Below are 23,152 nucleotides of genomic sequence, written 5' to 3'. Positions count from 1 at the left end.
TTCCGGTCCTCCATCACGGCGGGCACATTGCGGGCTCGCCGGGAAAGGGTTAGCTTGCGCGGAGTTCAGCCCGTGGTCTATGCCCGTGATGGGCCCGTCGGGGGCAGTACTTCGAAGCCTATGTATAATGGAACGGATACGTCTAAATGGCAACCCAAAACACAGAGATTCCTCTTGCATCACCTGCCGGGGTGCTGATAGACGACAATTCCGAGGATTTTACTATGAATAATTGGAAGCCAGTGACTGTGGTTATGGAAAGAGAAGAGGAAACCCTCGAGTTTTCGAAACTAAATACTGCCTTGCAACTGCTGAATAAGCTGGGGCTGGGCGTTAACGATGCGTTGATTATTCGGGGTGATGAACTTCTGACCCCTGATCGCAGAATTCATACCGGTGATGACATTGTCGTGCGCACCGTCGTGTCGAGGGGATAGAGCTATGAAATGTTCACGCTGCAAGGCGCTGGCACAGGTCTCACTGCCCAGTCATCACAGTGGCTTTTGTCCTGACTGTTTCCAGATGTTCTTCACTCGACAGGTCGAACGAGCCATCCATAAGCACAAGATGTTCTCCAAGGAGGACAAGGTGTTGGTGGCATTGTCCGGTGGTAAGGATTCCCTGGCTCTGTTCATGGAACTGGTGAAGCAGGGCTATGATGTGACCGGTCTGCACATTGATCTGGGTATCCCCGTGTCTTCGGCAGCAGCCAGAGCCAAGGTTGAAGAGTTCTGCGAACGCGTAGGCGGCGAGCTTCGAGTCGTGGAAATGGAGAAGGAAGGGCTACCCATCCCCCTGGTTCGGGAGAGGATTCGCCGTCCCATCTGTTCCATGTGTGGCAAGATCAAACGCTATTTCTTCAATAAGGTTGCGCTGGACGAAGGCTATACTGCTTTGTGTACCGGGCATAACCTGGATGACGAAGTGGGACGCCTGTTTGCCAATACCTTGCGTTGGGATGTGTCGTACCTGTCGGACCAGGGGCCTGTGTTGCCTGCTGGCGGAGGATTTGCTTCCAAGTGCCGTCCGCTCTTCAGGCTGACGGAATTCGAGACGGCGGCCTATTGCTTCTTCAATGGCATTGATCATCATGTGGCTCCGTGCCCCTATTCCAAGGGAGCCAGCTTTACGGTGCGCAAGGAATTGATGAACATGCTGGAGAGCAAGAGTCCGGGCAGCAAGAGGGCTTTCTACGAGAACTTTTTGAAGCAGGGGCGGCCTGCTTTTGCCGCGGTGGAGCAGGAGGAAGGCCCGGCGCTGGAGCCCTGCTTGCGCTGCGGGTACCCGACATCTGCAGAAATTTGCGGAGTTTGCCGGGTGCGGGACATGCTTGAGTAGCCCTTTTGGGGGAGTGCGTCCATAAGACACTCCGTGATGACTGCATTGCCACGTACAGAGGCCCCTTTTTTGCACTGAGCATCTTGCTTGGCAGGTGGTTTTCATGTATTGCAGTCACATATCCACATTGAATGAAGCCCTGTATGTGAAATAATCAAACTGCGATCTCTCAAGGGGGGAACGATGCGCAAAGTTCTTGCATATGCACTGGTTGCCGTGTCCATGGCGTTTATGTTGAGCGCCTGTGGTGCGAAGCTCGAAGGCGCGAGCTCCAATATCATTACCGGTACGGTTGTGTCTGAAGAAGCCGGCACCATTACCGAGATTCATGCGGCAACACTGAAGGCACTGGAGTCTTTGGAGTTGCCTATTTCCTACGATAAGAAGGATAATCTCGTGGCCGTGCTTCAGACCTTCACCGCTGAAGGCGACACCATCCGCATCACGATTTCCTATCGGACGCTGGACGTTTCCGAACTTCGCTTGTTCTCCGAAGACAAGATCGACAGTTTTAAAATGGCTGGTTTGCTGGATGAAATCCGCAATCAGATGTCGTTGATCTAGACCTTCGATCCTCTCGATATGCAGACCCCGTCAGCCTCAAGGCTGGCGGGGTTTTTCATTCTGGCGTTTCCGGTGACTGGACGATATAGGATTGTTCGCCGCCACAGCGCAAAAAGAGGAAAACATGCCTGTCCGTATTCCAGAAGTCTCCGTGGTTCTGCCCGCGTATAACGCCGCCGCCAGTATTGGTTTGGCTCTGGATGGTTTGCTTGCGCAGACACATCCATCCTTTGAGATCCTAGTTGTGGACGATGGCTCAACGGACGATACCGCACAAATTATTACCGACTATGCGGCCAGAGACTCACGGGTCCGCCCTTTGCTGCTCGGGCATGAAGGCGTGGCCGAGGCCTTCAACGCAGGGATCGAAGCTGCTCTGGGTGATTTTGTGGCGCGTATGGATGCTGATGACCAGTGCCTGCCCGAACGTCTTGCGCGCCAGGCCGCACATCTGCGCGAGCGCCCGGACGTGGGGCTGGTCGCCTGTTGCATCCGGTTTGGGGGTGATCGACAGGCCCAGGCTGGATATGCCCGGCACGTGGATTGGACCAATACTCTGACCAGTCGTGATGACATTGCTCTGGGCCGATTTGTGGATGCTCCCATTGCCAATCCCTCGGTCATGTTTCGCCGCCATCTGGTGAATGATCACGGCGGGGCCTTGCAAGGTGATTTCCCCGAGGATTACGAGATGTGGCTACGCTGGCTGGACCGTGGCGTTATCATGGAGAAGTTGCCGTCTGAGCTGTTGATCTGGAACGATCCGCCTAGCCGGGCTACACGTACGGACCCGCGCTACGCACCGGAAGCGTTTTACCGGGTCAAGGCACGGTATCTGGCTCGTTGGCTGGCTGAGCACAATACGCATCATCCCGATGTGATCGTCATGGGTTCGGGCCGTACTACGCGCAAGCGAGCTGATTTGTTGGAAGAATATGGAGTGCGCATCCGGGCCTATTGCGATGTGGATCCACGCAAGATTGGCAAGATTATTCGCGGGTTGCCCGTGTTGGCGCGCGAGGACATTCCGGGGCCGGATGAGTGCTTTGCCCTGCCCTTTGTGGCCAGCGTTGGTGCCAGAGAGGATATAGCCAGCCATCTTGAATCGCTCGGTTTTGTCCTTGGGCAGGATTACATTCCGGCAGCGTAGTCTTCTTGTCCCCGCCATGCCGCCGTGGCATGCTGCTCTATTCTTTGTAATAACAACCGGGAGCGAACCGTGAAGCGCGTCGCCTTTGTCCTGCATGAATCTCCCATCCGGCGAAATGCCGGAGTCGAACTCTATGTCCTGAACCTGGCCCGTGAGTTTCAAGGCACTGGTTGGGACGTTGAGTGTATCTACCCCGATCCGCGGAGTCCCGAGCCTCTAGGAACGGTGACGAGGGACGTCGTGGAAGGGGTGGCATTCACGGCTTTTTCCGTGCCCGTGAAGCCTGACCTTGTGGCCCGATTTATGGATGATGAAATTGGTCTGGCTCTGGCTGGATATCTGGTGAGCAGCGGGGCGCAGTTGGTGCACGTGCATCATCTCATTGGGTTTACGGGGAGTGCTTTGACGGCAATGGCCAATGCTGGGCTCCCTGTTGTGATGACCGTGCACGATGCCTGGTTCTGCTGCAACCAGTGTCATTTCGTGCGCTGGGATGGTCAGATCTGTGCGGAAGGTCCTCCCAGTGACGAGCTGTGTGCCACTTGCCTGATGGAGCGGGTACCCAATCTGAAGGCCATGTATCCGCATGAGGCTGTGACCAAAATCATGCGGGCGCGAACAGCATTCCTGACCGAAGCCCTGGCGAAAACCGACGTCCTTCTGGCAGCCTCCTGGTACACTCGTGAGAATCTGCTCCGCGCTGGCATCCCGGAAGGCAAGATTGTTCTTGCTCCTCTTGGCATTCCCGGATTTGAACCTCAGCAACCCATCCCCCGAGGGGCAGGGCCGATTCGCTTGGGCTATCTGGGTAACATCTCCATCAAGAAGGGGCTGGATGTCTTGCTGGAGGCCTATGCGGGCCTGCCGCGTGGTGTGGCGGAACTGTCCGTGCACGGGGCCGTGATCCAGCCCGAATGGTTCCAGATGCTGTCGGGGCTGGCAGAAGCTCTGGGTGTGAACCTCTATGGAGCGTATCAGCCGCTGGAACTCCCTGGCATTCTGGCCGGATTGGACGCCGTGATCATCCCCTCTCGCGAGGAGAGCTATTCCCTGGTCGTGCGCGAGGCCTTCCATGCCGGACTGCCGGTTGTGGCTTCCCGGTTGCCAGCCATCGAAGAAGCCGTGGATCATGAGATTAATGGTCTTCTGTTTGCTCCGGGCGATGCTGCAGGCCTGACTGAGGCTCTGGCCCGTATCGTTGGCGAGCCGGGGCTCCTTGAACGCCTGGGTTCCAATGTGCCTGCCGTGCGGAGTATCAGCGACGACCGCAAGAAACTCGAAAAACTCTATGCCACAGTTCTCGAACGTAGCAAGGCGGAGCAGGCCTAAGCCCACTCCGCCCTGATTCATGTTTGCGTGCAGATGCTGTTTATGAGTTCTCGTCCTTGATCTGCTGGATCAGGCCCGAGAGTTCGCTGGCCTGTCCGGCGAGTTCATTCAGCGCTTGGTAGGATTGATCCATGGCTTCGGAGATATTGGTCGACAGCTCGTCGATCTCCTCAACCACCCTGTTGATCTCCTCACTGGCTGCTGATTGCTCTTCGGAAGCAGTGGCGATGTTGCGGACCTGATCGGCAGTGCCTTCGGACAGTCCGACGATTTCCTCCAGGGATTGGCCGGAGGTGTCGGCCAGTTCGTTGGCCCGCTCCACTGCGGTTACAGCCTTGTCCACATTATCAGTATTCTTGCGTGCGGATTCCTGAATGGCAGTGATGGAATCGCCCACTTCCTTGGTTGCGGACATGGTCTTTTCGGCCAGCTTGCGGACTTCATCCGCAACAACCGCGAATCCTCGCCCGGCATCGCCGGCCCGTGCTGCCTCGATGGCAGCGTTCAGTGCCAGAAGGTTGGTCTGGTCTGCAATATCCGTAATGGTGGTCATGATCTGGCCGATAGCTTCGGCCTGCCCACCCAACTGGTCCATATCGTCCTTGAGGATCATTGCCATTTCATGGATGGTGGAGATGGCCTCGATGGACTTGGCCACCACGTCGCGGCCTTCGACGGCCTTGGACTTGGCTGCTTCGGCGTTTTCCGCAGCGCTGGAGGCGTTGCGAGCCACTTCGAGAACCGTGGCGTTCATCTCTTCCATGGCAGTGGCGGTTTCGCTGATGCGCTGCTTCTGCTGAGAGGTGCCGTTGTTGATCTCTTCGGCCTGGGCGGACATTTCCTCCGAGGCTGTGGAGACACGGGCCACAATGCTGTCCAGGGTGCCTGCGGCAGCGAGCATTCCTTCCTGCTTGGCTGTTTCTGCCTTGCGCTGGGCCGCTTCGGCCTCGCCCATGGCGACGCGAGCGCGTTCAGCTTCCTTTGCCGCCTCTTCGCTCTTGGCTTCGGCTTCGCCCATCTTGGCCTTCAAGCTTTCCACCATGGCTTCAATGGCGTCCTTGAGCTTCAGCACTTCACCCTTGAAGTTTCCACTCATGCTTGCGTCCAGGTCGCCTTGGGCCACATGGCCTGCATAGGTGACGACGGTGTCCAGAGGCTTCTTCAAGCCCTGGCGCATGAAGAAACTCATGGCGACGATACACAGGATGACGAACAGACCGCCGAAGAAGGCAGCATTGTTCAGCAGGCTGCTGATGGCCTTGTCAAAGGCTTCGCGCTCGGTCTGGACTGTGGTTTCCACTTCGTCCATGTAGACGCCCATGCCGATGACCCAGCCCCAGGGCTTGAACAGCTTGACGTAGGAGAGCTTCGGGAAGTCTCCGTCCTTTCCGGGCTTGCCCCAAACGTATTCAACAAAACCTTCGCCCTTTTCCTTTGCCTGTTGCGCCATTTCCACGAAGAGCCTCTTGCCCTTGGGGTCCTTGAAGTCCGAGAGGTCCTGACCGTTCAAGGCAGGCTTGATGGGATGCATGATCATGCGCGGATGGACGTCATTGACCCACAGGTAGTTCCCATCAGCCAGACGCATCTTGCCAATCTGTTCCAGGGCCTCTTGCTTGAGTTCTCCTGTGATATCCTCGACCCAGGCGCCGGTGCCGATGACCCACCCCAATTCCGGAATGAGCTTGACGTAGGAGACCTTGAGCTTGGGTTCACTTTCTCCGGGCTTGGACCACAGGTAGTCCACCATGCCTTCTCCGGCATCGGTCTTGGCAACCTTGGCCATTTCAACGAACAATCTCTTGCCGTTGGGATCCTTGAAATCGGAGAGATCCTTTCCGTCGAGGGCCGGCTTGATGGGATGCATGACCATCTTGGGCCCGGTGTCATTGATCCAGAGATAATTGTCACCTTCATAGCGTATCCTGGAAACGAGGGCCTTGAGTTCGGCCTTCAGATCCGCCGCGGGGATGACTCCCTTCATTTCCTTGTAATGATTGGTGACCAGGCTGCTTGTCGAGTCCACAATCATCTTCAATTGCTGGGCCTTTTGCATCTTCAGGCTTTCAACATCCAGCGATTGTTCGTGGAACTTTTCGGCCATGGTGTACGCCATTTGCACGACATCACGCAGACTGTACTGTTCTTCCTGATAGATGAATTCCTTCGTCTTTTCGGCGCGCTCAGCAGAGAATTGCCGGAAGTCGAATGACAGGTAGAAATAGAAGAAGATACCTTCAAGAACAAGGGCCAGAGCCACTGCGCCGATCATCTTGACGACGATGGAATTCCTCATGACGCCTCCTGGCTACAGGTGGAAAGGGGGGGCTATCTCATTATATAACCACATTGCGTTGCGTGCGCAATGATTATCCGATTAGATTTATCGGAAAATATGCTTGGCTATATAAAGCAAAAGGATAACCCCTCAGAAAAAAAGAGTACAGGGGGTTTCGGTGGGCGGAGGGATGGTTCGGGCAGGCGGTAGCAATGCACCAGTGGGTTAGCGGCGGAGCTGGTACTTCCGGACGGCACTGTTGTGTTCTTTCAGTGAGCTGCTGAATTGGTGTGTACCATCACCCTTGGAGACAAAATATAGGAGTCTATGCTTTTCTGGAGCATCTGCTGCCTCCAGAGAACGAAATCCTGGAGAGCAGATGGGGCCCGGTGGCAAGCCGCGCCGGGCATAGGTATTGTAGAGGTTGGTTTTGTCTTTCAGATGCGTACGCTTCAGGTTGCCGTCGAAGGCGGTGCCCAGGCCATAGATGACTGTGGGGTCGCATTGCAGGAGCATGCGCTTTTCGATGCGATTGGCATACACTCCGGCGATGCGTTCGCGTTCGGCATCGGCTCCGGTCTCTTTTTCCACCATGGAGGCCAGAATCATAACCCGGGCCAGTTCCTTGGGCTTGGGTCGATCGGTTGGCCAGATCTTGTTGCCTGCATGCCGCCAAAAGGCCGAAAGCATGGCCCGTACGAGAGGTTCGGCATTTTTCCCGCGTGGGCGTGGAAGGTGGTAGGTGTCGGGGAAAAGGAATCCTTCGGCGTTGTCAAAGGGGATGTTGAATTTTGCGAGCAAGGACTTGTCGTGTACGGCCTTTTCAAAGCTCTCGAAGCTTGCAAGACCGGATTCGTCCACCAGACGACCGATTTGCCACCAGGTCAGGCCCTCGGGGATGAACAGCTTGTGCAGCATGGCTTGGCCCGCTGTGATGGCGTCCAGTATCTGGATCGGTGTCCAGCTGGTATTCAAACGGAATTCACCGGCCTTGATGGACCCGAGTTTTTCTTCCCATCGGGCCAGCATCCTGAACTTTTTAAAGTTGGTGATTAACCCTTTATCCCGGAGGGTTCGGGCAACCGCATCAAAGGTACTGCCCGGCTGGATGTCGAGTACGATCTCGCGGCCATACGTCTCTGGCGGGGTATTCAGGAAGTCGTGAGCCTGCCAGGTAAGGAAGGTGCTGATCGCCACAAAAAACAGGATTCCGGCAGCCAACGTGTAATAGAGGGTTTTCAGGCCAGGTTTCATGTCTGCCAATCCCCACGTTTCCATTGGACGAGCCAGGTTTCCAGGATGCGAACCGCAGCCTGTTGGTCCAGGACTTCCTTGCGTTTGCTACGTTTGATCATCCCGGCTTCGATGAGCTCTTCCTCGGCAGCTGCAGACGAAAGTCGTTCATCCACCAAGTGGATGGAGACCTCAGTCCGTCTGCCCAGGCTCTGAGCGAAATTGCGGGCCTGCCGGGTCGTCATGGAGTCGCTGCCGTCCATGTTCAGGGGCAGACCCACCGCAATTCTTTCAACGGCTTCGGTCTCGATGATTGTCGCTAGCTCGGCAAAAAGTGCGTCGCGAGTTGTCCGTACAAGGGTTTTGTACGGAAAGGCCATGGTCCCCAGAGGGTCGGTCAGGGCCAGTCCCACACGCTTCAGACCGAAGTCGATACCAAGAATACGCATAGTGCCCCGTCTAGTCCTCTTTCAGAGAGACAGTGCGTCCGTCAGTGGTGGACTCGCCATTCTTCAGGGCAGTCAGCAGTTCCTTTTTCCATTTGGGGCCACCTGCCAACTCGGCCAGATACTCAAGGGTATGCAGTACGGCGCGATGCTCGTTCAGGGCGATCAGGCTGCGGGAGATGCCCACGCGGCAGGATGGACAGCCAACCAGCACGGGACTTTTCTCGTCATAGCCCGGCAGTTCTTCCTTGAGAACCATCTGTTTCTGGGCACGCAAACGATTGTAAATGGCCGGAGTCGTCAACGCCCCCATACCGGATTCGCCGCAGCAACCAGGGCTCAGGTTCACATCCTGTCCGGTCAGTTTGGTCAGGGCCTTGGCGTAGGCCGCGCCAGCCTTGGAGGCCGGGACTCCGGACCACTCTGCGTGACAGGCCGAGTGATACAGCAGTGGTCCTTTGCCTGTCAGGTTCAGGCCGGGGGTGTTTTCGAGGATGTATTGGGTCACATCCATGTGCGCCATGGGCGTGGTGAAGGTGTCCAGATGGTACTCGGACAGGGCCTCGCGGCAGGTGCCGCATGAGGTCAGCACGTGATGAGGCGTGAAGCCTGATTGGGCGGCGTTGTGGACCAGATCCGAAAGGCGATCCATGTTGCGCGAGCGGTTGGTGTTGAAAGCTTCCTCGCAGCCACTGGCCAGAAGAGGATAGCCGCAGCACATGTGCTCGGGCGGCAGGATGACCCGGGTTCGGGACTTGAGCAACAGATACAAACCGGCCATGCCGATGGTCCGGGTGAAGAGGCTGGCTCCGCAACCCGGGAAATAGAAGACCGTGCCACCGGCCTTGCCCGCAGGGGCGAAGAGGCTGCCCTTGTCCAGGTGAAGAACCTCGGACAGGTTCTTGAAGCCGAGAGCCGGACCCTTGCCTTGGAAAATGGGGCTTTGGGCACGTTTGCGCCACGGAGCCGGGATAAGGCCCACGGCACGATTGCCCACGGCCTGTCCCATGGCTGCGAATTTGGCGGCACGAGGAACGCGCTTGACCGGATCGCCTGTCAGGTAATGCAGAATGTGGGATTTCAGGGGATGCCCGCCCGCGCCTTTTTCCTCCAGGAAGGTGCGCATATGGAGTGTGACTTCCGGGGTGTTGATCTTCACGGGGCAGACGCTCATGCACTTGCCGCAGGCCGTGCAGTGGTCCATCAGGTCGCGAAGCTGTCGCATCAGGCTTTCGTCGGGTTCGCCACTGACGACCAATGAATAGTAGATGGCTTCGATGATGGCGCCCAGGCTGATGTTCTTGTTGCGCGGGTGGTGAATCAGCGAGCGCGTGGGTGAATACATGGGGCAGACGTATTTACATTTGCCGCAGCGGGTGCAGGTCTGCACATTGGTCAGCAGACTCATCAACCGTTTGCGGTCGGCAAGTCCGGTTTTGGCCAGATCGCCGATGAGCTTGTTGAAAGAGAAGGTGTACGGGGTGACCGGCAGCTCTCGCTTGACCAGTTTGCCCGGGTTCAGGATGTTGTGCGGATCCACAATCTGTTTGTAGGCTGCCAGCGCCTTGATTTTGGCCTCGGGCAGGAAACCGATTTTGGTGATGCCAATGCCGTGCTCGCCGGAAACCACGCCACCCAGTTCACCGACTCTGGCCGAGATTTTGTGCACGGCCTCTTCGGCCAGACGCATCATTTCGGGGTCGTTGGAGTTCACAGGCAGGTTGACGTGGCAGTTGCCATCGCCTGCGTGCATGTGATTGGCGATGATGATGCGTGTGGCACCAATGTTTTCGTAGATGCCATCAAGCTTCTCGGACAGGTCCGAGTAGCGGGATTTCAGGTCGCGGAAGAAATAGTAGGCCTGGACTCCCAGTTCCTCGTCGCTGATCTCGGCGGTGGTTACCTCACCGTTGATGATGCGTGAGGCATAGGTGAATTCCATGTTGATGAATTTGTCCTGTACGCCGAAGCCCTGGAGGCGTCCCACATCCTGCAGCGCAGCTCGATAGGCCACGGCCATGTAGTACAGGTTCTGGGCCTCCAGAAAGTCCGAGAACTGGGGGATGACTCCAATGGGTATGACTACGTCTTCGTTGATTTTGAAGCCAGAAGTGCGTTTGGAGATGGCGGACAGCTTGTGTCTGTCTTCCCAGAAATATTCGGCCTCGGCTGGGTTGCTGGCCGCGAAAACATCCACGTTTTCGTATGGCTCGGCGATATCCACAATGGCCTGAACCGCCTGGTCCAGCGCGTCCTGATCCTGGGAATCCAACTGCAGGATGAGCACGCTGATGGGCTCTCCTTCGTAGCGGCTGGATTTTTTCTTGTACTCGATGGCCTGGACGTATTTGATGCCGAATTCTTCCAGCGCGGAGATTTTTACCAGATCGCCCTGTTCGCGGATGGTGTCTCTGAGGCCCACGATATCCTTGATGACCTGCATGGCCGGGCGCATGGTGCGACCGAAGAATTCCAGGCACAGCACGCGCGAGTGAGCCTGCACGGGATGCAGGGTGAAACAGCCTTCGGTGATGATGCCGTCCACGCCTTCCTTTTGCACGCCGGGCAGTCCACCCAGGAATTTGTCGGTGACGTCCTTGCCCAGACCTTTGGCGCGCAGTTCGTTGCCGCCCAGTTTGATCACGTCCTTGACCTTGCCTTCCTCGTCCAGAATCTCGAAGATTGCGGTTTCGCCGGGCATGATCTTGTGACGCGGGTGATCCACACGGCGGACCTCGATCAGGTCTCCATCAGGAGTGACCATCTTGTAGGACAGAATGTTGTCGATGGTGGTGCCGTATTCAAAGGCGAAGGGGCCGCCGGAGTTTTCCGAAATGTTGCCACCAATGCTGGATGCGGCCTTGGATGCCGGGTCCACGGTGAACAGCATATTCTTTTTGGCTGCTGCGTTGATGGCATCCAGAGTGATCACGCCGCCCTGGGTGCAGAGCACCATTTCATCAGTGTCCACGGACAGAATGCTATCCAGTTTGGCCATGGACAGCACAATGGAGCGCCGGTCGCCGGGGATGGCTCCGCCGGTCAGGCCGGAACCGCCTCCGCGAGGGATCAGGGAGAAATTCATCTCGCGTGCCAGGCGCACGATGTCGCGAATGTGGGCCGTGGTTTCGGGCAACAACACCAGCAGCGGCAGTTCCATGCGCAGGTCGGTGGCGTCGGTGGCGCATTCCACTCGTGAATTGGGGCGCTTGTCGATGGATTCCTCGGGCAAGATCTGCTGCAGTCTCTTGATGACCTCGTCCTTGAACTTTTGGTCATCGCGGAAGCGATTCCAGAAACGGAACATGCCCGTGGCAATGGCAGAGGAGTACTCTTCGGCCATGGCAAGTTTGGTCTGTGCAAAGGATGTCTGTACGCTCTGCCAGACCGTGTCTGGATCGATGAACGGATTGTAGCGGATCAGAAAAAGCTCTGCGGTCAGGTCCAAAGCGGCCTCGCGAACGTGTTCGGGCCAGGCTTTGAATTCGTCGTCGGGAACGCCGAGCACCCTTTCTACCAAGGGATCGGCGGAGATGGAAATGTGGGGGCCTTTGTAGGGCATATGCGGAAACCAACCTAAGTCTTATTTGTTGCTGAGCCGAGTAATATATGATGGGTGGCAATGGATGGCAAGTCTTGGCTGGGCAGTGAGCGACGATCAACTCGGCATGGACCGCCAAGGAGAAAAAACTGTATGATGATTATAGATATTCTCCAAATATCGATCATGAGGAGGGAGTATGGCCAGGGGTGCTGGATGGATGCTGGGGTTGTATGCTGGGCTGACCATTCCTTTTTTACTGAATGACTTTGCCAATATCTACGTCAAGGACTTCGCCGCATGGGTTACCATTGACTATGGATTCGCCAAGGCTTTGCCTTTGCTGGTGATCATTGCCGTTTGCCTTTCAGGACGATTGGCCTGGGCTGATTTTGGTATTGCCCGATTGCCCGCTATTTTGCTGATTTACTACGGGCTTGGCATGAGTGTGCTTGGGACGTTGCTGGATCAGTATGGGCTGCCGCTGTTTACCATTCTATTGCCGTCGGAAGGGCTGGGGGGCATTCCCTCGGCCCCTGACGGGAGCGTTCTGGGCTGGGTTGATCTGCATTTCGGGTTGTTTATGACCGGAGTACTGGAGGAGTTGATCTTCCGAGGGCTGGCTTTTACGGCACTGACCCGAGCAGGACTGCCCACCTGGGTCGTTTTTACGGTGTCGTCCATTGTTTTCGGGATGATCCATTGGTCATTGGGGGTCGCCGCCGTGGCAACGACGGGGCTGATCGGTGCTGTCTTCATGGTCGGCATGTGGCGCACTGGCAGTGTGCTGCCATTGATTTTTGCCCATTTCGTGGTCAACTACATCTTCTTTGGATTCTAGAAGCGCGAGCCATAGCGGGGGAACAAAGGCGGGGCCCCGTCTGGAGGAGGGTTACCACTCGGACTGCACGAAACCGTGCCGATCTTGGATGACCGCAAGAGTGCCATCGGCCATCATGGCTGTAATCCCCGAGTTGAAGGCGACCAGGAGCCGGAGGTGGTCGTCCCTGCTTTTTGGGAAGCAGAGATAAAGCAGCTTGTGTTCCAGAGCTGGTTGGAGGGCTTCGATATCCCTTGTGCCTCCCAGATGCTTGCGCGCAAGGTAGAGCCCTACAAGTAGGTCCATGGTAACGAGGTCCACCCGTTTGCGCAGGAGCATGCGCAGGTTGGTCAGGTCATCTACGAACGGCTGTTTGTTCAGATAGCTGGCCGCATCGAATTCCCGTGTGTTGACATAACCCTTTACGATTCCGATACGATAGGGTGTGAGGTCCTTGAGTGTGGAGTAGCTGATGCCGCTGCCTCGACGGGCAAGCAGGACCAGCGGACCACCGGGAACGGGGATGGAAAACACAAAATCTTTGCGTAACTCCTGGCTGAAGTACTCCGGAACGTAGCCCTGGAATCGACCGACGCGGGTTTCTTCCACTGTTCGCTTCCAGGGCATGAATGTCAGGTCGACCTCAATGTCCGAGCGAGCGAATGCCGTTCTGATTATCTCGGCCACGTATCCCTGTTGCTCGAGTTCCTGACCAATGTATGGTGGCCATTCCAGCGTTGCCAGCCGGATGGTCTCGGCTTGTGCACAAGAGCCGACGGTAAGTAGGATGAATAGTGCTACGGCAACAGAGCGAAACATGGCGGCTCAGTGGTTGGAAGTCCAAACGCCTCTCCAGTATGCCACTGACAAGAGAAAAATTCAAAGGTTTGGGGGGAGTTATTTGGCAGTGGCGGAGAGGCAGGTGTTGCTGGCCTGAAAGTCGTCGTCTTTTTCCAGCAAGCGCACCCCATAGGCCGCCTGCCCCAGCGAGATGCAGGCATCACCCGGAGGGAGTTCGCGATGGGTGAGCGGCGAGAGCCCGAGGTTGCGCAGGGCTCGGGGTAATCCTTCGGCCAAGGTCTTGTTGAGCATCACCCCGCCGGACAGGCCCACATGGGAGATGCCCGTGACATCCGCAAAGGCCCGGGCCGTGTCGGCGAGTCCCTGAATGAGTCCCAGGTGAAAGCGGCGGCTGATGATTGCCGGGTCGGTTCCCGCCTCCCAATCCTCGGCCACGCAGGCAAACAGCGCCAGGGTGTCGAGCAAAGCTGGCTGGCTGGCTGTGCGCAAGGCGCACGGGTAGGCTGTGTTCTCGGTCATGTCCTGGACGGATTCCAGCATGATGGCCGCTTCGGCCTCGTAGGAGATAACGGGCTTCAGGTTCAGCAGGGCGGACACAGCATCGAACAGCCTGCCGCAGCTGGTGGAGGCTGGGCAGTTCACGTTTCGCTCCAGCATCTGGGTCACTATGGCCGAGGCCTGGGCATGGTCGTCCAGCCAGCCCCACGTGCGTCCGAAGGGTTCGAATTGCCCCAATTCCCAGAGCATGGATTGAGCGATGCGCCAGGGTTCCTTGATGGCGGCTTCGCCACCGGGCAGTCGCACGGGGGAAAAATGAGCCAGTCGTTCGTGGCAGAGTTCCTCGTTATCCACGAGTAGCACTTCACCACCCCACAAGGTTCCGTCCTCTCCATAGCCCGTGCCGTCCAGAGCCAGGCCGATGCAGGCTCCGTCGAATTTGTTCTCGGCCATGACTGCGTGCACGTGGGCTACATGATGCTGGACCCGGTGCATGGGCAGCCCGGATTCGCGGGCAAATTCGGTGGTCATGTAATTGGGGTGCAGGTCGCAGATCACGGCTTGGGGTTCGACTTGCAGAATGCCTTGGAGATGTGCGGCGATTTCCTTGTAGAATCCGAAGGTCTCCAGGTTCTCCATGGTCCCGATGTGTTGGCTGACAAAGGCTTGGTCGTTCTTGGTCAGGCAGAGGGTAGTCTTGAGTTCCGGGCCGGTACCCAGCACGCATGGTCCCCCGCGAGACAGGAAGACCGGCGAGGGGGTGAACCCTCGTGCCCGGCGCAGGAATTGCGGAGCGTCCTTGGCGTGTCCATCGTTCACCACGCGCAGCACCGAGTCATCGCAGCGGATCAGGATGTCGCGGTTGTGCAGCAGAAAGACGTCGGCAATGTTCGACAATCGGGACAGCGCCTCGCGGTTGCCCAGGCTGATGGGTTCGCTGGACAGATTGCCCGAGGTCATGACCAGAGCTGGCAATCGCGCCCCGCCGAGTTCCTTGCCATAAAAATTGAACAGTACATGATGCAGCGGTGTGTAGGGCAGCATCAGACCCACGAAGGGGGTGTCCGGTGCCACTGCCGGTGCCAAGGGGGATGGCGTCAATCCCTGGGCCAGCACAATGGGCCGTTTGATGCCCGTCAGCCAGTCGGATTCGGCCTCTCCCAATTCTGCCAGTTGGCGGGCCGCGTCCAGGTCCGGGACCATCACGGCCAAAGGTTTGCCATAGCGGTTCTTGCGCTGGCGCAGGGTGGTCACGGCATTCTCATCGGTGGCGTCGCAGGCCAGATGAAATCCACCCAGCCCTTTGACCGCAGCGACTTTCCCGGCGGCGAGTTCAGAGGCCAGTTGACGCAGGGCTTCTTCGCCACGGGCGAGTTCCTTGCCGTCCGGGGTGGTCAGCCAGACCTCGGGTCCGCAGATCGGGCAGGCATTGGGCTGGGCGTGGAAGCGCCTGTCCAGCGGATCCTGATATTCCTTGGCGCAGCTTTCGCACAGCGGGAAGCAGGCCATGGAGGTCTTGTCACGGTCGTAGGGGATGGAGCGGGTGATGGTGTAGCGCGGGCCGCAGTTGGTGCAGTTGGTGAACGGGTACAGATAGCGTGGATTGTCCGGGTCGTTCATGTCGTCCAGGCAATCATTGCAGGTGGCAACATCCGGGCTGATGAGCACGCTGTGGCCTTCGCCGCCAGTGCTGGCGATGATCTCGAAGGCGTTTTCGTCGGGGACGGGTGCAAGAATCTTTTCATCACAGGTCACGATGGAGGCCAGCGGGGGCAGCTTGTCGTGCAGGTCCGTACTGAATGCGGTAACGGCATCGGCGGGGCCTTGGATTTCAATGATCACCCCTTCGGGGGTGTTCTTGACGCTGCCGGTGAGCGAGTGATCCAGGGCAATGCGATAGATGAAGGGTCGAAAGCCCACACCCTGCACAGCGCCGGTGATGGTGAAGCGTTTGCGTGCCGTGTCCATGTCTGCTTCGATCCGGGATGTGTTCACTTCGGATGACCTGCTCGATGTCAATGTTGCCTGCTCAGTTCTGGTCGCCGGGTGTCTCTTTCAATCGGGTCAGAACGCGCTTGAGTGCGCCTTTGGCCAGCCGCACCGGGTGGAAGCTGACCGGGGTCAGTTGGCCGGGGATTTCAAACCCTGTGGCGTCAAAGGCCTCGGGCTGTTCCAGTGGAAATGAAAGTTCGTGGAGTTGTGCTCCGGGGGTGTTCCGCGCCTGGGCTTCGCGCCACAGGGCGATAGCACCCGGCGAAAGATGTAGGATGGAATAGAGTGCGGTGTCCAGTGATACCGGGCAGTTCGATGCGCCTATGAGCCCCAATTCAAAGGTCTCGCCCCCTGTGGGGCCGGTGACGTGCATGCAGTTTACTCCGTCCAGCAGGGTCACTACCGGAGGCAGAGCGGCGGCCACGTCCAGGATCATGGCCTCGAAGCGGTTGTCCTGCTCGCCAAAGCGGGTGTGGGCAATGGCTTTGCGCATGCCCGTGACGCAGCCAAAGAGGTTTTTCACGCTGGCGGTGATGGTCATCTGGCAATGGGCCTTCAGGCGCGGCAGATTGAGGATGATATCAGCCTCGCAGGCCATGGCTGACAGCCCGATGCAGCCCCCGAAGGATAAATCCAGCGGGCGTGGTTTGCCCAGAGAGATGATGGGCACGTCCAGCCCCTTGAGGGCAGCCGTGATGCCCACCTTGTCCGCCACACCCTTGGCCGAACCAAAGGCCGGGGAATCCCCCACCGTGACACGGCAGCCGTGATCCTTGAGCCAGAGGCAGGCGGCGCGAACCATGGCCGGTTCGGAGCAGCCGAGAGGTCCCTTGCTGGCGGAAACGAGGTTGGGTTTGATCAGCACGCGGGTGCCCGACGCAGGCGCAAAATCGATGGCCGAGAATACGCTGGCCACGCTTTGGGTAAGGACGACGGTGTCGTAGCTTGGGCAGTGGGTCAGGGCTACGGGAGTGGCAGTAGTGGACATGGGCTAGACGTCTATCTTGAAGCCGAGGTCCACTTCCGAGGCCGGAATGCCGCCGCGAATGCCCCAATTGTCTAGGGGGATGTCCTGCACGACGATAAAGACGTCTGCTCTGGCAAGGCCAAGGCGCTGGTGCAGTGTGTCCACCAGGGTTTTGTAGAGTGTCCGCTTAGCGTTCAGACTACGCCCTTCAAAGAGTTTGATTTCAACTGTGACATGGTCCTCGGTGTAGTGGGGCGGAAATTCGAAATGCTCGGAGTCGAATTCCAGCAGTCGCTGGAATCGATCGTCCTGAGGCACCTTGAGTGAAAGGACCAGAGCTTCGTGCACGGCGTCCAGCAGGGTTTTCCTGTAGTTGCTATCCTTGCCTTTGCGGATGGAAATGGTGACTTGGGGCATGAGCTCTCCGATTGTTTTTTGGGGAGCAACAGTATCACCAGCTTGGGCCTGCTTGTCCAGAAATGAGACTTTGCTGTATTAATCGACCAAGGGTAGCTCCTCCCAGTTTGTCGTATAGCGAGGGGATTTGTGGTTCTGGCGCATCTTCCAGGCGCGGCCCAGGCCCGTTGCCGCGTAGGTCACGGTGTCGCGGCCCCATTTGGAGTTGGTGGCGTCCAGAGCCTGCATCAGTGCCTGCTGGCGCGGCATATCCTGCTGCGGACTTTTTTGGTTCGATTCCTGTTGGTTGGTTGTCTGTCCTTGCCGGACTCCATTCTGTGAGGATGAAGAGGGCACTTTCCCTGCGGCAGGCGCTGCGGTGAGGTCTAGCAGGGACAGTTGCCGGGCATCCGCGTTCTGGATGTCCGTGAGCATGACCCCGGCCTTTTTGTAGGAGAATCCGGCCTTGTAGATGGCGCTGGTGGCATCTCCGGCTGCGGCGAGCAGGGTGGGGGTGTGGTCCGTGGGCACGGGCAGGCGCACGGTGCGGCTGTTGGAGTATTGCGGCAACTCGGGGCGGTGCGGGTTGGTCAGTAGATAGACCATCAACTGTCCTGCCACGCCGTTCTGTGCGCGCAGTTTTTCCGCAGCGCGGGCGGTGTAGGCGGTCACGGCCTCGCGCATCTGTGTCCAGGTGGTCACGGGCTTGCCGAAACTGCGCGAGGTGACGATGGCCTTTTTGGATGCGGGCGCGTCTTCCAGAGGGATGCAGGAGCGGCCTCGCAGTTCCCAGACCGTCATCAGGCCTGTGGCGGTGAGGCGTTTCTTGACCCACGGGTCGGGCAGATCTCGCAGTTGGCGTGCATTTGTCACACCCACTGCCGCCAGTTTTTTGGTGATGCGCCGCCCGATGCCCCAGACATCCGAGACATGAACTCCCTCCAGCACCTTTCCCAGATTCGTGGAGCAGGACAGGTCGCAGACTCCGTGCATTTTCGGAGTGTTCTTGGCGATGCGGTTGGCGACCTTGGCCAGGGTCTTGGTTGGGCCGATGCCCACGGATACGGTGATGCCCGTCCAGCGTCGCACCGTCTCGCGCATCTCGCTGGCTTGGGCCTGTAGCGACCTGTCCGGGGTGGGTTTCAGATGCAAAAAGGCTTCGTCGATGGAGTAGACCTCCATGCGCGGAGTGAAACGGCCCAAGGTGTCCATGACGCGCCGCGACATGTCACCGTAGAGCGCGTAGTTGGACGAAAATACGCGTACCCCATGTCGGGCAAAGAACCCTTTGCGCTTGAAGGCAGGCTCGGCCATGCGCACGCCGATGGCCTTGGCTTCGGGGGAGCGGGCGATGACGCAGCCGTCGTTGTTGGACAGCACCACCACGGGCACATCCCGTGCGGATGGATCAAAGACCCGTTCGCAGGACGCGTAGAAATTATTACAATCCACCAAAGCAAACATTTTCCTCATCATATTCTTTTGGCCGTTCCTCAATAGTCCTCTGTAGCGTTGCCACGAGGTGTTCGGGGCGTCAGAGATAAGAACTTTTGGAGTGTATATGGCTGTTTTCCCTGAGCGCTTCTGAATGGTCAGATGCGCGGCGCCAAATGAATTCAAGGCCGACGCGTATCTTTGAATACGCGAGGATTTGAATTCAGTGCAGCAACAAAGCAGATGGCCATTCAGAAGCGCTCAGACTTTGTGGATGACATAAGTGACAACCCCCCAAATCTCGAAGCAGGCTTCCGGTCCGACCTGTATGGGCTTGTAGTCCGGGTTCTCGGGTAGCAGCCAGACATGGCCGTTCTTGTTGCGAATACGCTTGACCGTGAGTTCCCCGTCCAGAGCGGCGATGATTACATCCCGATCCTTGGGGTTCAGAGCGCGGTCCACCACCAGAATATCCTTGTTGTGAATACCGGCTCCGAGCATGGAATCGCCGCAGGCGCGTACAAAGAACGTCGCTGCCGGATGCGCCACGAGGTGTTCATTCAGGTCCAGCGTTTGATCGATATAGTCATCAGCAGGTGAGGGGAAACCAGCAGCCACAGGAGTCAGGTAGAGCGGCAGTTCAAGAGGTGTATGGGGTGAGAACCCCAACAGATTGCCGTCTTGCAGCAATGGCGCGGCAAGGGGCGTGTGGGTATTGTTCGGGCAGTATTTCCGGGCGTCAGTGTGCTGTTCGCAGGGCATGGGGCAATCCTCCAATCTGGAGGAATAGCGTGCCTGTCAGGCTGGGGCAACCTTACTTGACAAGAAACTCTAGTGCGCTGTTCAGGCTGGAGAAAGACTGCGCATGAGTGCTGGAGATTGGAGAGAATTGGAATGTTAGGTCGGAGGCTTCTGATCAGAAGCGCCCACCCAATACGTACCAACCGAGTTTGATGGTCTCCATGACGACCTGTTGGGCAGCGATTCTGTCTGCCCACCATTGTTCAGGGAAGGGTTCATCCGGGGTGGCTATAGCCAGGACCTCGGTATTGGATAGGGCCTGGCGGAAGATCAGCCTTGCCCGGAATACATGATAGGGCGAGGTGACGATGATGATGCGCTGCGCACCGGGAAAGGCTTGGGCAAAGGCTTCGGCCTCTGCTGCGGTGCTGGGCAGTTGTTCTCCGTAATAGCGGATGGCTTCGTCCGGTACCCCATTTTTGTTGAGCAGGCGGCGGTTGATCTCGTAGCCGGGCGGAACAATGATGTCGATTCCGGCAAGGACCTTGAGGCCGGGGTCGGTGATGGCTCTGGAAACGTATACCAACGGTGCGTAGTCTTGTTTGTGAAGTGTGGCAGCTTGTTGGGCACGGTATACGCTGCCACCCAGCACAAGGATGGCGTCGGACTTTTGGAGGGTATCCTGCTTATGGATCATGTTACCTGCCATGAGCACAGCACCTACCCCGAGCAGAGTGAGCAGGGTTGCCAGGACGCCGATGATCTTGAGTGCCGTACCCAGTGTCCGCATCGTCTATTCTCCATTGACCCCGTAGATTGCTTCCACGCTTTTTTTGAACTCGGCGAAGCCTCCCCGGCGCAAGGCGTCGCGGGCATCTTTTGCCAGGCGCAGGAAATAGGCCAGGTTGTGAATCGTATTCAGCCTGGACGAGAGCAGCTCCTTGGCGATGTACAGATGGCGCAGATAGGCCTTGGAGAAGGTGCGGCAGGTGTAGCAGTCGCAGTTGGGGTCGAGCGGACTGTCATCTTCCATGAATTCGGCACGCTTGATGTTCACCTTGCCTTGTGAGGTGTAGAGGGTGCCGTTGCGCGCGTTGCGCGTGGGCAGCACGCAGTCGAACATGTCGATGCCAGCCTCGATGCCGTCCAGAATATCCAGTGGAGTACCCACGCCCATCAGATAGCGGGGTTTGTCTGCGGGGAGCAGCGGAGCCGAGTGGCGCAGGATGCGCAGCATCTCCGGCTTGGTTTCACCCACGGACAGGCCACCCAGTGCGTAGCCCTCGAATGGGATGGCAGTGATTTCCTCAATGCTGCGTTCGCGCAGATCCTCGTAGAATCCGCCCTGGCAGATGCCGAACAACAGCTGGCCGTTCTTTCCGGCAGGGTGGAACTCGCGGCAGCGCTTGGCCCAGGCCGTGGTGCGTTCCAGAGCCTGGATGGTGTAGTCGCGGTCCGATCCGGCTGCGGCGCATTCATCGAAAACCATCATGATGTCAGAGCCGAGGTTCTGCTGGATCTCGATGGATTTTTCGGGTGAGAAAAAGTGTTTGGAGCCGTTCAGGTGCGAGCGGAATTCCACCCCGTCGTCGGTGATATTACGCAGTCCGGCCAGGCTGAAGACCTGGAAACCGCCCGAATCCGTCAGGATGGGGCCGTCCCAGCCGTTGAATTTGTGCAGGCCCCCGCGCCGGGCCACCACTTCGTCACCGGGGCGCAGATAGAGATGGTAGGTGTTCCCCAGAATGACCTGTGCGCCGACCTCGGTCAGGTCGCGCGGGTCCACGCTCTTGACGCTGCCCACGGTTCCCACGGGCATGAACATCGGAGTGTGCACGGTGCCATGTGCGGTGTGCAACATGCCCAATCGGGCACCACCTTCGGTGGCGCAGACCCGGAAATCACCGGGGGCGGTCAGTTCCTGTTGGGCAGTCTCTTCGGCGGGGATCAATTGTTCTTTGCTCACTTGGTCTTTACTCCGCGTTTGGGGCAGATGTCGTTCATCTCGCAATCGTTGCAGCGAGGGGTGCGTGCCGGGCAGACGTGGCGTCCGAACAGCACAAGCATGTGGTTGGCATCGCCCCAGTCGGGTTTGGGGAACAGTTTCATCAGATCCTGTTCAATCTTCTTTACATCAGTCGATGTGGTCAGGCCCATGCGAAAGGCCAGCCGTTTGACGTGGGTGTCCACCGCCACTCCCTCCTGAATGCCAAAGGCATTGGAGAGTACGATGTTTGCCGTCTTGCGCGCCACACCCGGCAGTCGGGTCAGGTCTTTCATGGTGCGGGGCACCTCACCATCATAGTCATTAATAATGATGGTCGCTTCACCAATCAGGTTTTTTGTCTTCTGGCGAAAGAACCCGGCGGAGTGAATGACCTTTTCCACCTCGGCCGGATCAGCCTGGGCCATGGCCGGTGGGTCCGGCCAGCGGCGGAATAGTTCCGGGGTGACCTTGTTCACTCGTACATCCGTACACTGAGCCGAGAGCATGGTCGCGGCCAGAAGCTCCCAAGGCGTCGTCCAGTCCAGTTCGGATTGGGGGGCCGGGTAGCGGTTTTTCAACCGGGAGAGAATTTCCAGAGCGCGGGCTTGTCGTTTCATGGGCTGTCCAGTCGTTTTGCCATCAATCGGTGGCGCGGGGGAGCTATACGGGGCTTTGTTTGCAAGCGCAAGTTCGGTTGCTTTCAGTCTACGTGATTTGGTCTCGTTGTGCCAGACGTGGGTGTCTATGAAAAGTGGATGTGAAAGTGTCTATTTAAGATGGACAAGTCTAGTTTAAGTAAACAAAATAAATATAACTTACTCAACATTTGACACATGTCTGAAGCATGTCTGAAAAATGATCACATGTAATTACAGGCCCTAAAGCTATAAATGCGTGCGCAATGAAAATCTTGGTACAGGGCTTGTAGAGTAGAGTGCAAGGCGAGCGAAAGCCGCCCCAAAAAGAGTGAGAGAACGTCGGAGTCGGGAAGGAAGCCCGGTTCTGCAAGGGGAGGGAAAAAGAGATGGGACATAGCGAACTTTACGAACAACGACATTTCAATGCCAGAATGCGCCTGACTGCCTTTGCTTTTAACCATGTCAGCGAGATTGTTTCTGGCGCAAGCCGCCGCCCCATCTCTCTTGTAAATATTCATCATCAGGGCGCCCGCCTTAGAATGCAACCTGGCGTGAACTACGATCTGAGCCTCGGACATACAGTCACTTTGAATCTGAACCTGGGTGGAACCGAAACCGAGAACCTGACCGGACACGTGACCTGGACCAGCGATGATGACATCTACGTTGATTTTGGATCTCCGTTGACGGTGGGCGCTTCTTATCTTCAGGGACTGATTGATAACTAAGTTGGGGTACGCGGACGGCAATGTGCCATCCGCTGTCCGGCCCGGGAGGAAAACCCGGATCCCCCCGGGCCGGAAACATATTTGGGGCTAGACGGGCGGCATGTGCTGTTCGTCCCGCCACACACCGGGCGGGAATCCCGGATCCGCCCGGTGTGTGCGCCACCTCCCGAACCTCCGTGTTCGGTCGAGAAGCGCGAAGAGATTTGCTAATGACAGAGAACATCGGGTTGTCTGTCAGCCGCAGGTCGGGAATCCCGGACCCGTGCTGCGG

At 57.6% G+C, this 23,152-nt stretch carries 20 protein-coding genes; 7 read left to right on the top strand and 13 right to left on the bottom strand.

The window, feature by feature from the left end; translation table 11 throughout:
- The first annotated feature begins 146 nt into the window (after positions 1-146).
- The 5 genes from EL361_RS08375 to EL361_RS08355 all read left to right on the top strand — a co-directional run bounded on the left by EL361_RS08375 (position 147) and on the right by EL361_RS08355 (position 4,381).
- Positions 147-437, top strand: coding sequence for a hypothetical protein (locus EL361_RS08375; protein ID WP_338031072.1), 291 nt, complete (start codon positions 147-149; stop codon positions 435-437).
- A 4-nt stretch (positions 438-441) separates the two neighbouring features.
- Positions 442-1,338 carry a PP-loop family protein gene (locus EL361_RS08370; RefSeq protein WP_126378459.1) on the top strand — a complete coding sequence of 299 codons (897 nt, stop codon included), beginning with the start codon at positions 442-444 and terminating at the stop codon, positions 1,336-1,338.
- Between the two features lie 183 nt (positions 1,339-1,521).
- A complete protein-coding gene (locus tag EL361_RS08365) occupies positions 1,522-1,902 on the top strand; it encodes a DUF3568 family protein (RefSeq protein ID WP_126378457.1) in 381 nt (126 codons plus the stop codon).
- A gap of 124 nt (positions 1,903-2,026) precedes the next feature.
- Positions 2,027-3,052, top strand: coding sequence for a glycosyltransferase family 2 protein (locus tag EL361_RS08360; protein WP_126378455.1), 1,026 nt, complete (start codon positions 2,027-2,029; stop codon positions 3,050-3,052).
- Between the two features lie 69 nt (positions 3,053-3,121).
- Positions 3,122-4,381 (top strand): glycosyltransferase, encoded by a 1,260-nt coding sequence (locus EL361_RS08355; protein WP_172961677.1) that lies wholly within the window; start codon positions 3,122-3,124, stop codon positions 4,379-4,381.
- A gap of 40 nt (positions 4,382-4,421) precedes the next feature.
- Here the strand turns inward: EL361_RS08355 and EL361_RS08350 are convergent, their stop codons facing one another.
- The 4 genes from EL361_RS08350 to EL361_RS08335 all read right to left on the bottom strand — a co-directional run bounded on the left by EL361_RS08350 (position 4,422) and on the right by EL361_RS08335 (position 11,900).
- Entirely contained in the window at positions 4,422-6,677 is a 2,256-nt protein-coding gene (locus EL361_RS08350; RefSeq protein WP_126378451.1) for a methyl-accepting chemotaxis protein, read from the bottom strand.
- Between the two features lie 207 nt (positions 6,678-6,884).
- Complete coding sequence (mltG, locus tag EL361_RS08345; RefSeq protein ID WP_126378449.1) at positions 6,885-7,913, bottom strand: endolytic transglycosylase MltG; 1,029 nt, start codon at positions 7,911-7,913, stop codon at positions 6,885-6,887.
- Positions 7,910-8,341, bottom strand: coding sequence for a Holliday junction resolvase RuvX (gene ruvX, locus EL361_RS08340; RefSeq protein WP_126378447.1), 432 nt, complete (start codon positions 8,339-8,341; stop codon positions 7,910-7,912). Before ruvX ends, mltG begins: the two co-directional genes overlap by 4 nt.
- 10 nt (positions 8,342-8,351) lie before the next feature.
- Positions 8,352-11,900: an FAD-binding and (Fe-S)-binding domain-containing protein gene (locus tag EL361_RS08335; RefSeq protein WP_126378445.1), complete on the bottom strand. Its 3,549-nt coding sequence runs from the start codon at positions 11,898-11,900 to the stop codon at positions 8,352-8,354.
- A 178-nt stretch (positions 11,901-12,078) separates the two neighbouring features.
- On the opposite strand from EL361_RS08335, the gene EL361_RS08330 reads away from it, so the two are divergent.
- Positions 12,079-12,720 (top strand): CPBP family intramembrane glutamic endopeptidase, encoded by a 642-nt coding sequence (locus tag EL361_RS08330; protein WP_126378443.1) that lies wholly within the window; start codon positions 12,079-12,081, stop codon positions 12,718-12,720.
- Positions 12,721-12,771: 51 nt separating this feature from the next.
- Here EL361_RS08330 and EL361_RS08325 read toward each other — a convergent pair whose 3' ends face one another.
- The 9 genes from EL361_RS08325 to nth all read right to left on the bottom strand — a co-directional run bounded on the left by EL361_RS08325 (position 12,772) and on the right by nth (position 22,132).
- The gene (locus tag EL361_RS08325; RefSeq protein ID WP_126378441.1) at positions 12,772-13,518 is read right to left on the bottom strand and encodes a substrate-binding periplasmic protein; all 747 of its coding nucleotides are present in this window, start codon (positions 13,516-13,518) and stop codon (positions 12,772-12,774) included.
- A gap of 78 nt (positions 13,519-13,596) precedes the next feature.
- Positions 13,597-15,966 (bottom strand): carbamoyltransferase HypF, encoded by a 2,370-nt coding sequence (gene hypF / locus EL361_RS08320; RefSeq protein ID WP_126381375.1) that lies wholly within the window; start codon positions 15,964-15,966, stop codon positions 13,597-13,599.
- Between the two features lie 61 nt (positions 15,967-16,027).
- Positions 16,028-16,978 (bottom strand): DUF362 domain-containing protein, encoded by a 951-nt coding sequence (locus tag EL361_RS08315; RefSeq protein ID WP_126378439.1) that lies wholly within the window; start codon positions 16,976-16,978, stop codon positions 16,028-16,030.
- A gap of 3 nt (positions 16,979-16,981) precedes the next feature.
- On the bottom strand, positions 16,982-17,374 hold the full coding sequence (locus EL361_RS08310) for a tautomerase family protein (protein ID WP_126378437.1): 393 nt from the start codon (positions 17,372-17,374) through the stop codon (positions 16,982-16,984).
- A 78-nt stretch (positions 17,375-17,452) separates the two neighbouring features.
- Positions 17,453-18,829, bottom strand: coding sequence for a Y-family DNA polymerase (locus tag EL361_RS08305; protein WP_338031071.1), 1,377 nt, complete (start codon positions 18,827-18,829; stop codon positions 17,453-17,455).
- 219 nt (positions 18,830-19,048) lie between these two features.
- A complete protein-coding gene (locus EL361_RS08300; protein WP_126378435.1) occupies positions 19,049-19,549 on the bottom strand; it encodes a LexA family protein in 501 nt (166 codons plus the stop codon).
- Positions 19,550-19,703: 154 nt separating this feature from the next.
- Complete coding sequence (locus EL361_RS08295) at positions 19,704-20,318, bottom strand: YdcF family protein (protein ID WP_126378433.1); 615 nt, start codon at positions 20,316-20,318, stop codon at positions 19,704-19,706.
- Between the two features lie 3 nt (positions 20,319-20,321).
- Positions 20,322-21,446 (bottom strand): tRNA guanosine(34) transglycosylase Tgt, encoded by a 1,125-nt coding sequence (gene tgt / locus EL361_RS08290; protein WP_126381370.1) that lies wholly within the window; start codon positions 21,444-21,446, stop codon positions 20,322-20,324.
- A 44-nt stretch (positions 21,447-21,490) separates the two neighbouring features.
- A complete protein-coding gene (gene nth, locus EL361_RS08285; RefSeq protein WP_126378432.1) occupies positions 21,491-22,132 on the bottom strand; it encodes an endonuclease III in 642 nt (213 codons plus the stop codon).
- Positions 22,133-22,539: 407 nt separating this feature from the next.
- Between nth and EL361_RS08280 the strand changes: the two genes are divergently transcribed.
- Positions 22,540-22,881 (top strand): PilZ domain-containing protein, encoded by a 342-nt coding sequence (locus tag EL361_RS08280; RefSeq protein WP_126378430.1) that lies wholly within the window; start codon positions 22,540-22,542, stop codon positions 22,879-22,881.
- Positions 22,882-23,152 lie beyond the last annotated feature (271 nt).

This window comes from Desulfovibrio ferrophilus (assembly GCF_003966735.1).
Lineage (GTDB): Bacteria > Desulfobacterota > Desulfovibrionia > Desulfovibrionales > Desulfovibrionaceae > Desulfovibrio_Q > Desulfovibrio_Q ferrophilus.
The sequence above is the reverse complement of the archived record's forward strand: the minus strand, read 5'-3'. Positions and strand labels throughout refer to the sequence as shown.

Excerpts from the sequence above, each read along its gene's own strand:
- ruvX (WP_126378447.1), bottom strand. The coding sequence starts at position 8,341 with ATGCGTATTCTTGGTATCGACTTCGGTCTGAAGCGTGTGGGACTGGCC.
- EL361_RS08325 (WP_126378441.1), bottom strand. The coding sequence starts at position 13,518 with ATGTTTCGCTCTGTTGCCGTAGCACTATTCATCCTACTTACCGTCGGC.
- EL361_RS08335 (WP_126378445.1), bottom strand. The coding sequence starts at position 11,900 with ATGCCCTACAAAGGCCCCCACATTTCCATCTCCGCCGATCCCTTGGTA.
- EL361_RS08370 (WP_126378459.1), top strand. The coding sequence starts at position 442 with ATGAAATGTTCACGCTGCAAGGCGCTGGCACAGGTCTCACTGCCCAGT.
- EL361_RS08280 (WP_126378430.1), top strand. The coding sequence starts at position 22,540 with ATGGGACATAGCGAACTTTACGAACAACGACATTTCAATGCCAGAATG.
- EL361_RS08295 (WP_126378433.1), bottom strand. The coding sequence starts at position 20,318 with ATGCGGACACTGGGTACGGCACTCAAGATCATCGGCGTCCTGGCAACC.
- EL361_RS08375 (WP_338031072.1), top strand. The coding sequence starts at position 147 with ATGGCAACCCAAAACACAGAGATTCCTCTTGCATCACCTGCCGGGGTG.
- EL361_RS08330 (WP_126378443.1), top strand. The coding sequence starts at position 12,079 with ATGGCCAGGGGTGCTGGATGGATGCTGGGGTTGTATGCTGGGCTGACC.
- mltG (WP_126378449.1), bottom strand. The coding sequence starts at position 7,913 with ATGAAACCTGGCCTGAAAACCCTCTATTACACGTTGGCTGCCGGAATC.
- EL361_RS08350 (WP_126378451.1), bottom strand. The coding sequence starts at position 6,677 with ATGAGGAATTCCATCGTCGTCAAGATGATCGGCGCAGTGGCTCTGGCC.
- EL361_RS08365 (WP_126378457.1), top strand. The coding sequence starts at position 1,522 with ATGCGCAAAGTTCTTGCATATGCACTGGTTGCCGTGTCCATGGCGTTT.
- EL361_RS08360 (WP_126378455.1), top strand. The coding sequence starts at position 2,027 with ATGCCTGTCCGTATTCCAGAAGTCTCCGTGGTTCTGCCCGCGTATAAC.
- EL361_RS08305 (WP_338031071.1), bottom strand. The coding sequence starts at position 18,829 with ATGATGAGGAAAATGTTTGCTTTGGTGGATTGTAATAATTTCTACGCG.
- EL361_RS08315 (WP_126378439.1), bottom strand. The coding sequence starts at position 16,978 with ATGTCCACTACTGCCACTCCCGTAGCCCTGACCCACTGCCCAAGCTAC.
- EL361_RS08310 (WP_126378437.1), bottom strand. The coding sequence starts at position 17,374 with ATGCCCCAAGTCACCATTTCCATCCGCAAAGGCAAGGATAGCAACTAC.
- hypF (WP_126381375.1), bottom strand. The coding sequence starts at position 15,966 with ATGGACACGGCACGCAAACGCTTCACCATCACCGGCGCTGTGCAGGGT.
- nth (WP_126378432.1), bottom strand. The coding sequence starts at position 22,132 with ATGAAACGACAAGCCCGCGCTCTGGAAATTCTCTCCCGGTTGAAAAAC.
- EL361_RS08300 (WP_126378435.1), bottom strand. The coding sequence starts at position 19,549 with ATGCCCTGCGAACAGCACACTGACGCCCGGAAATACTGCCCGAACAAT.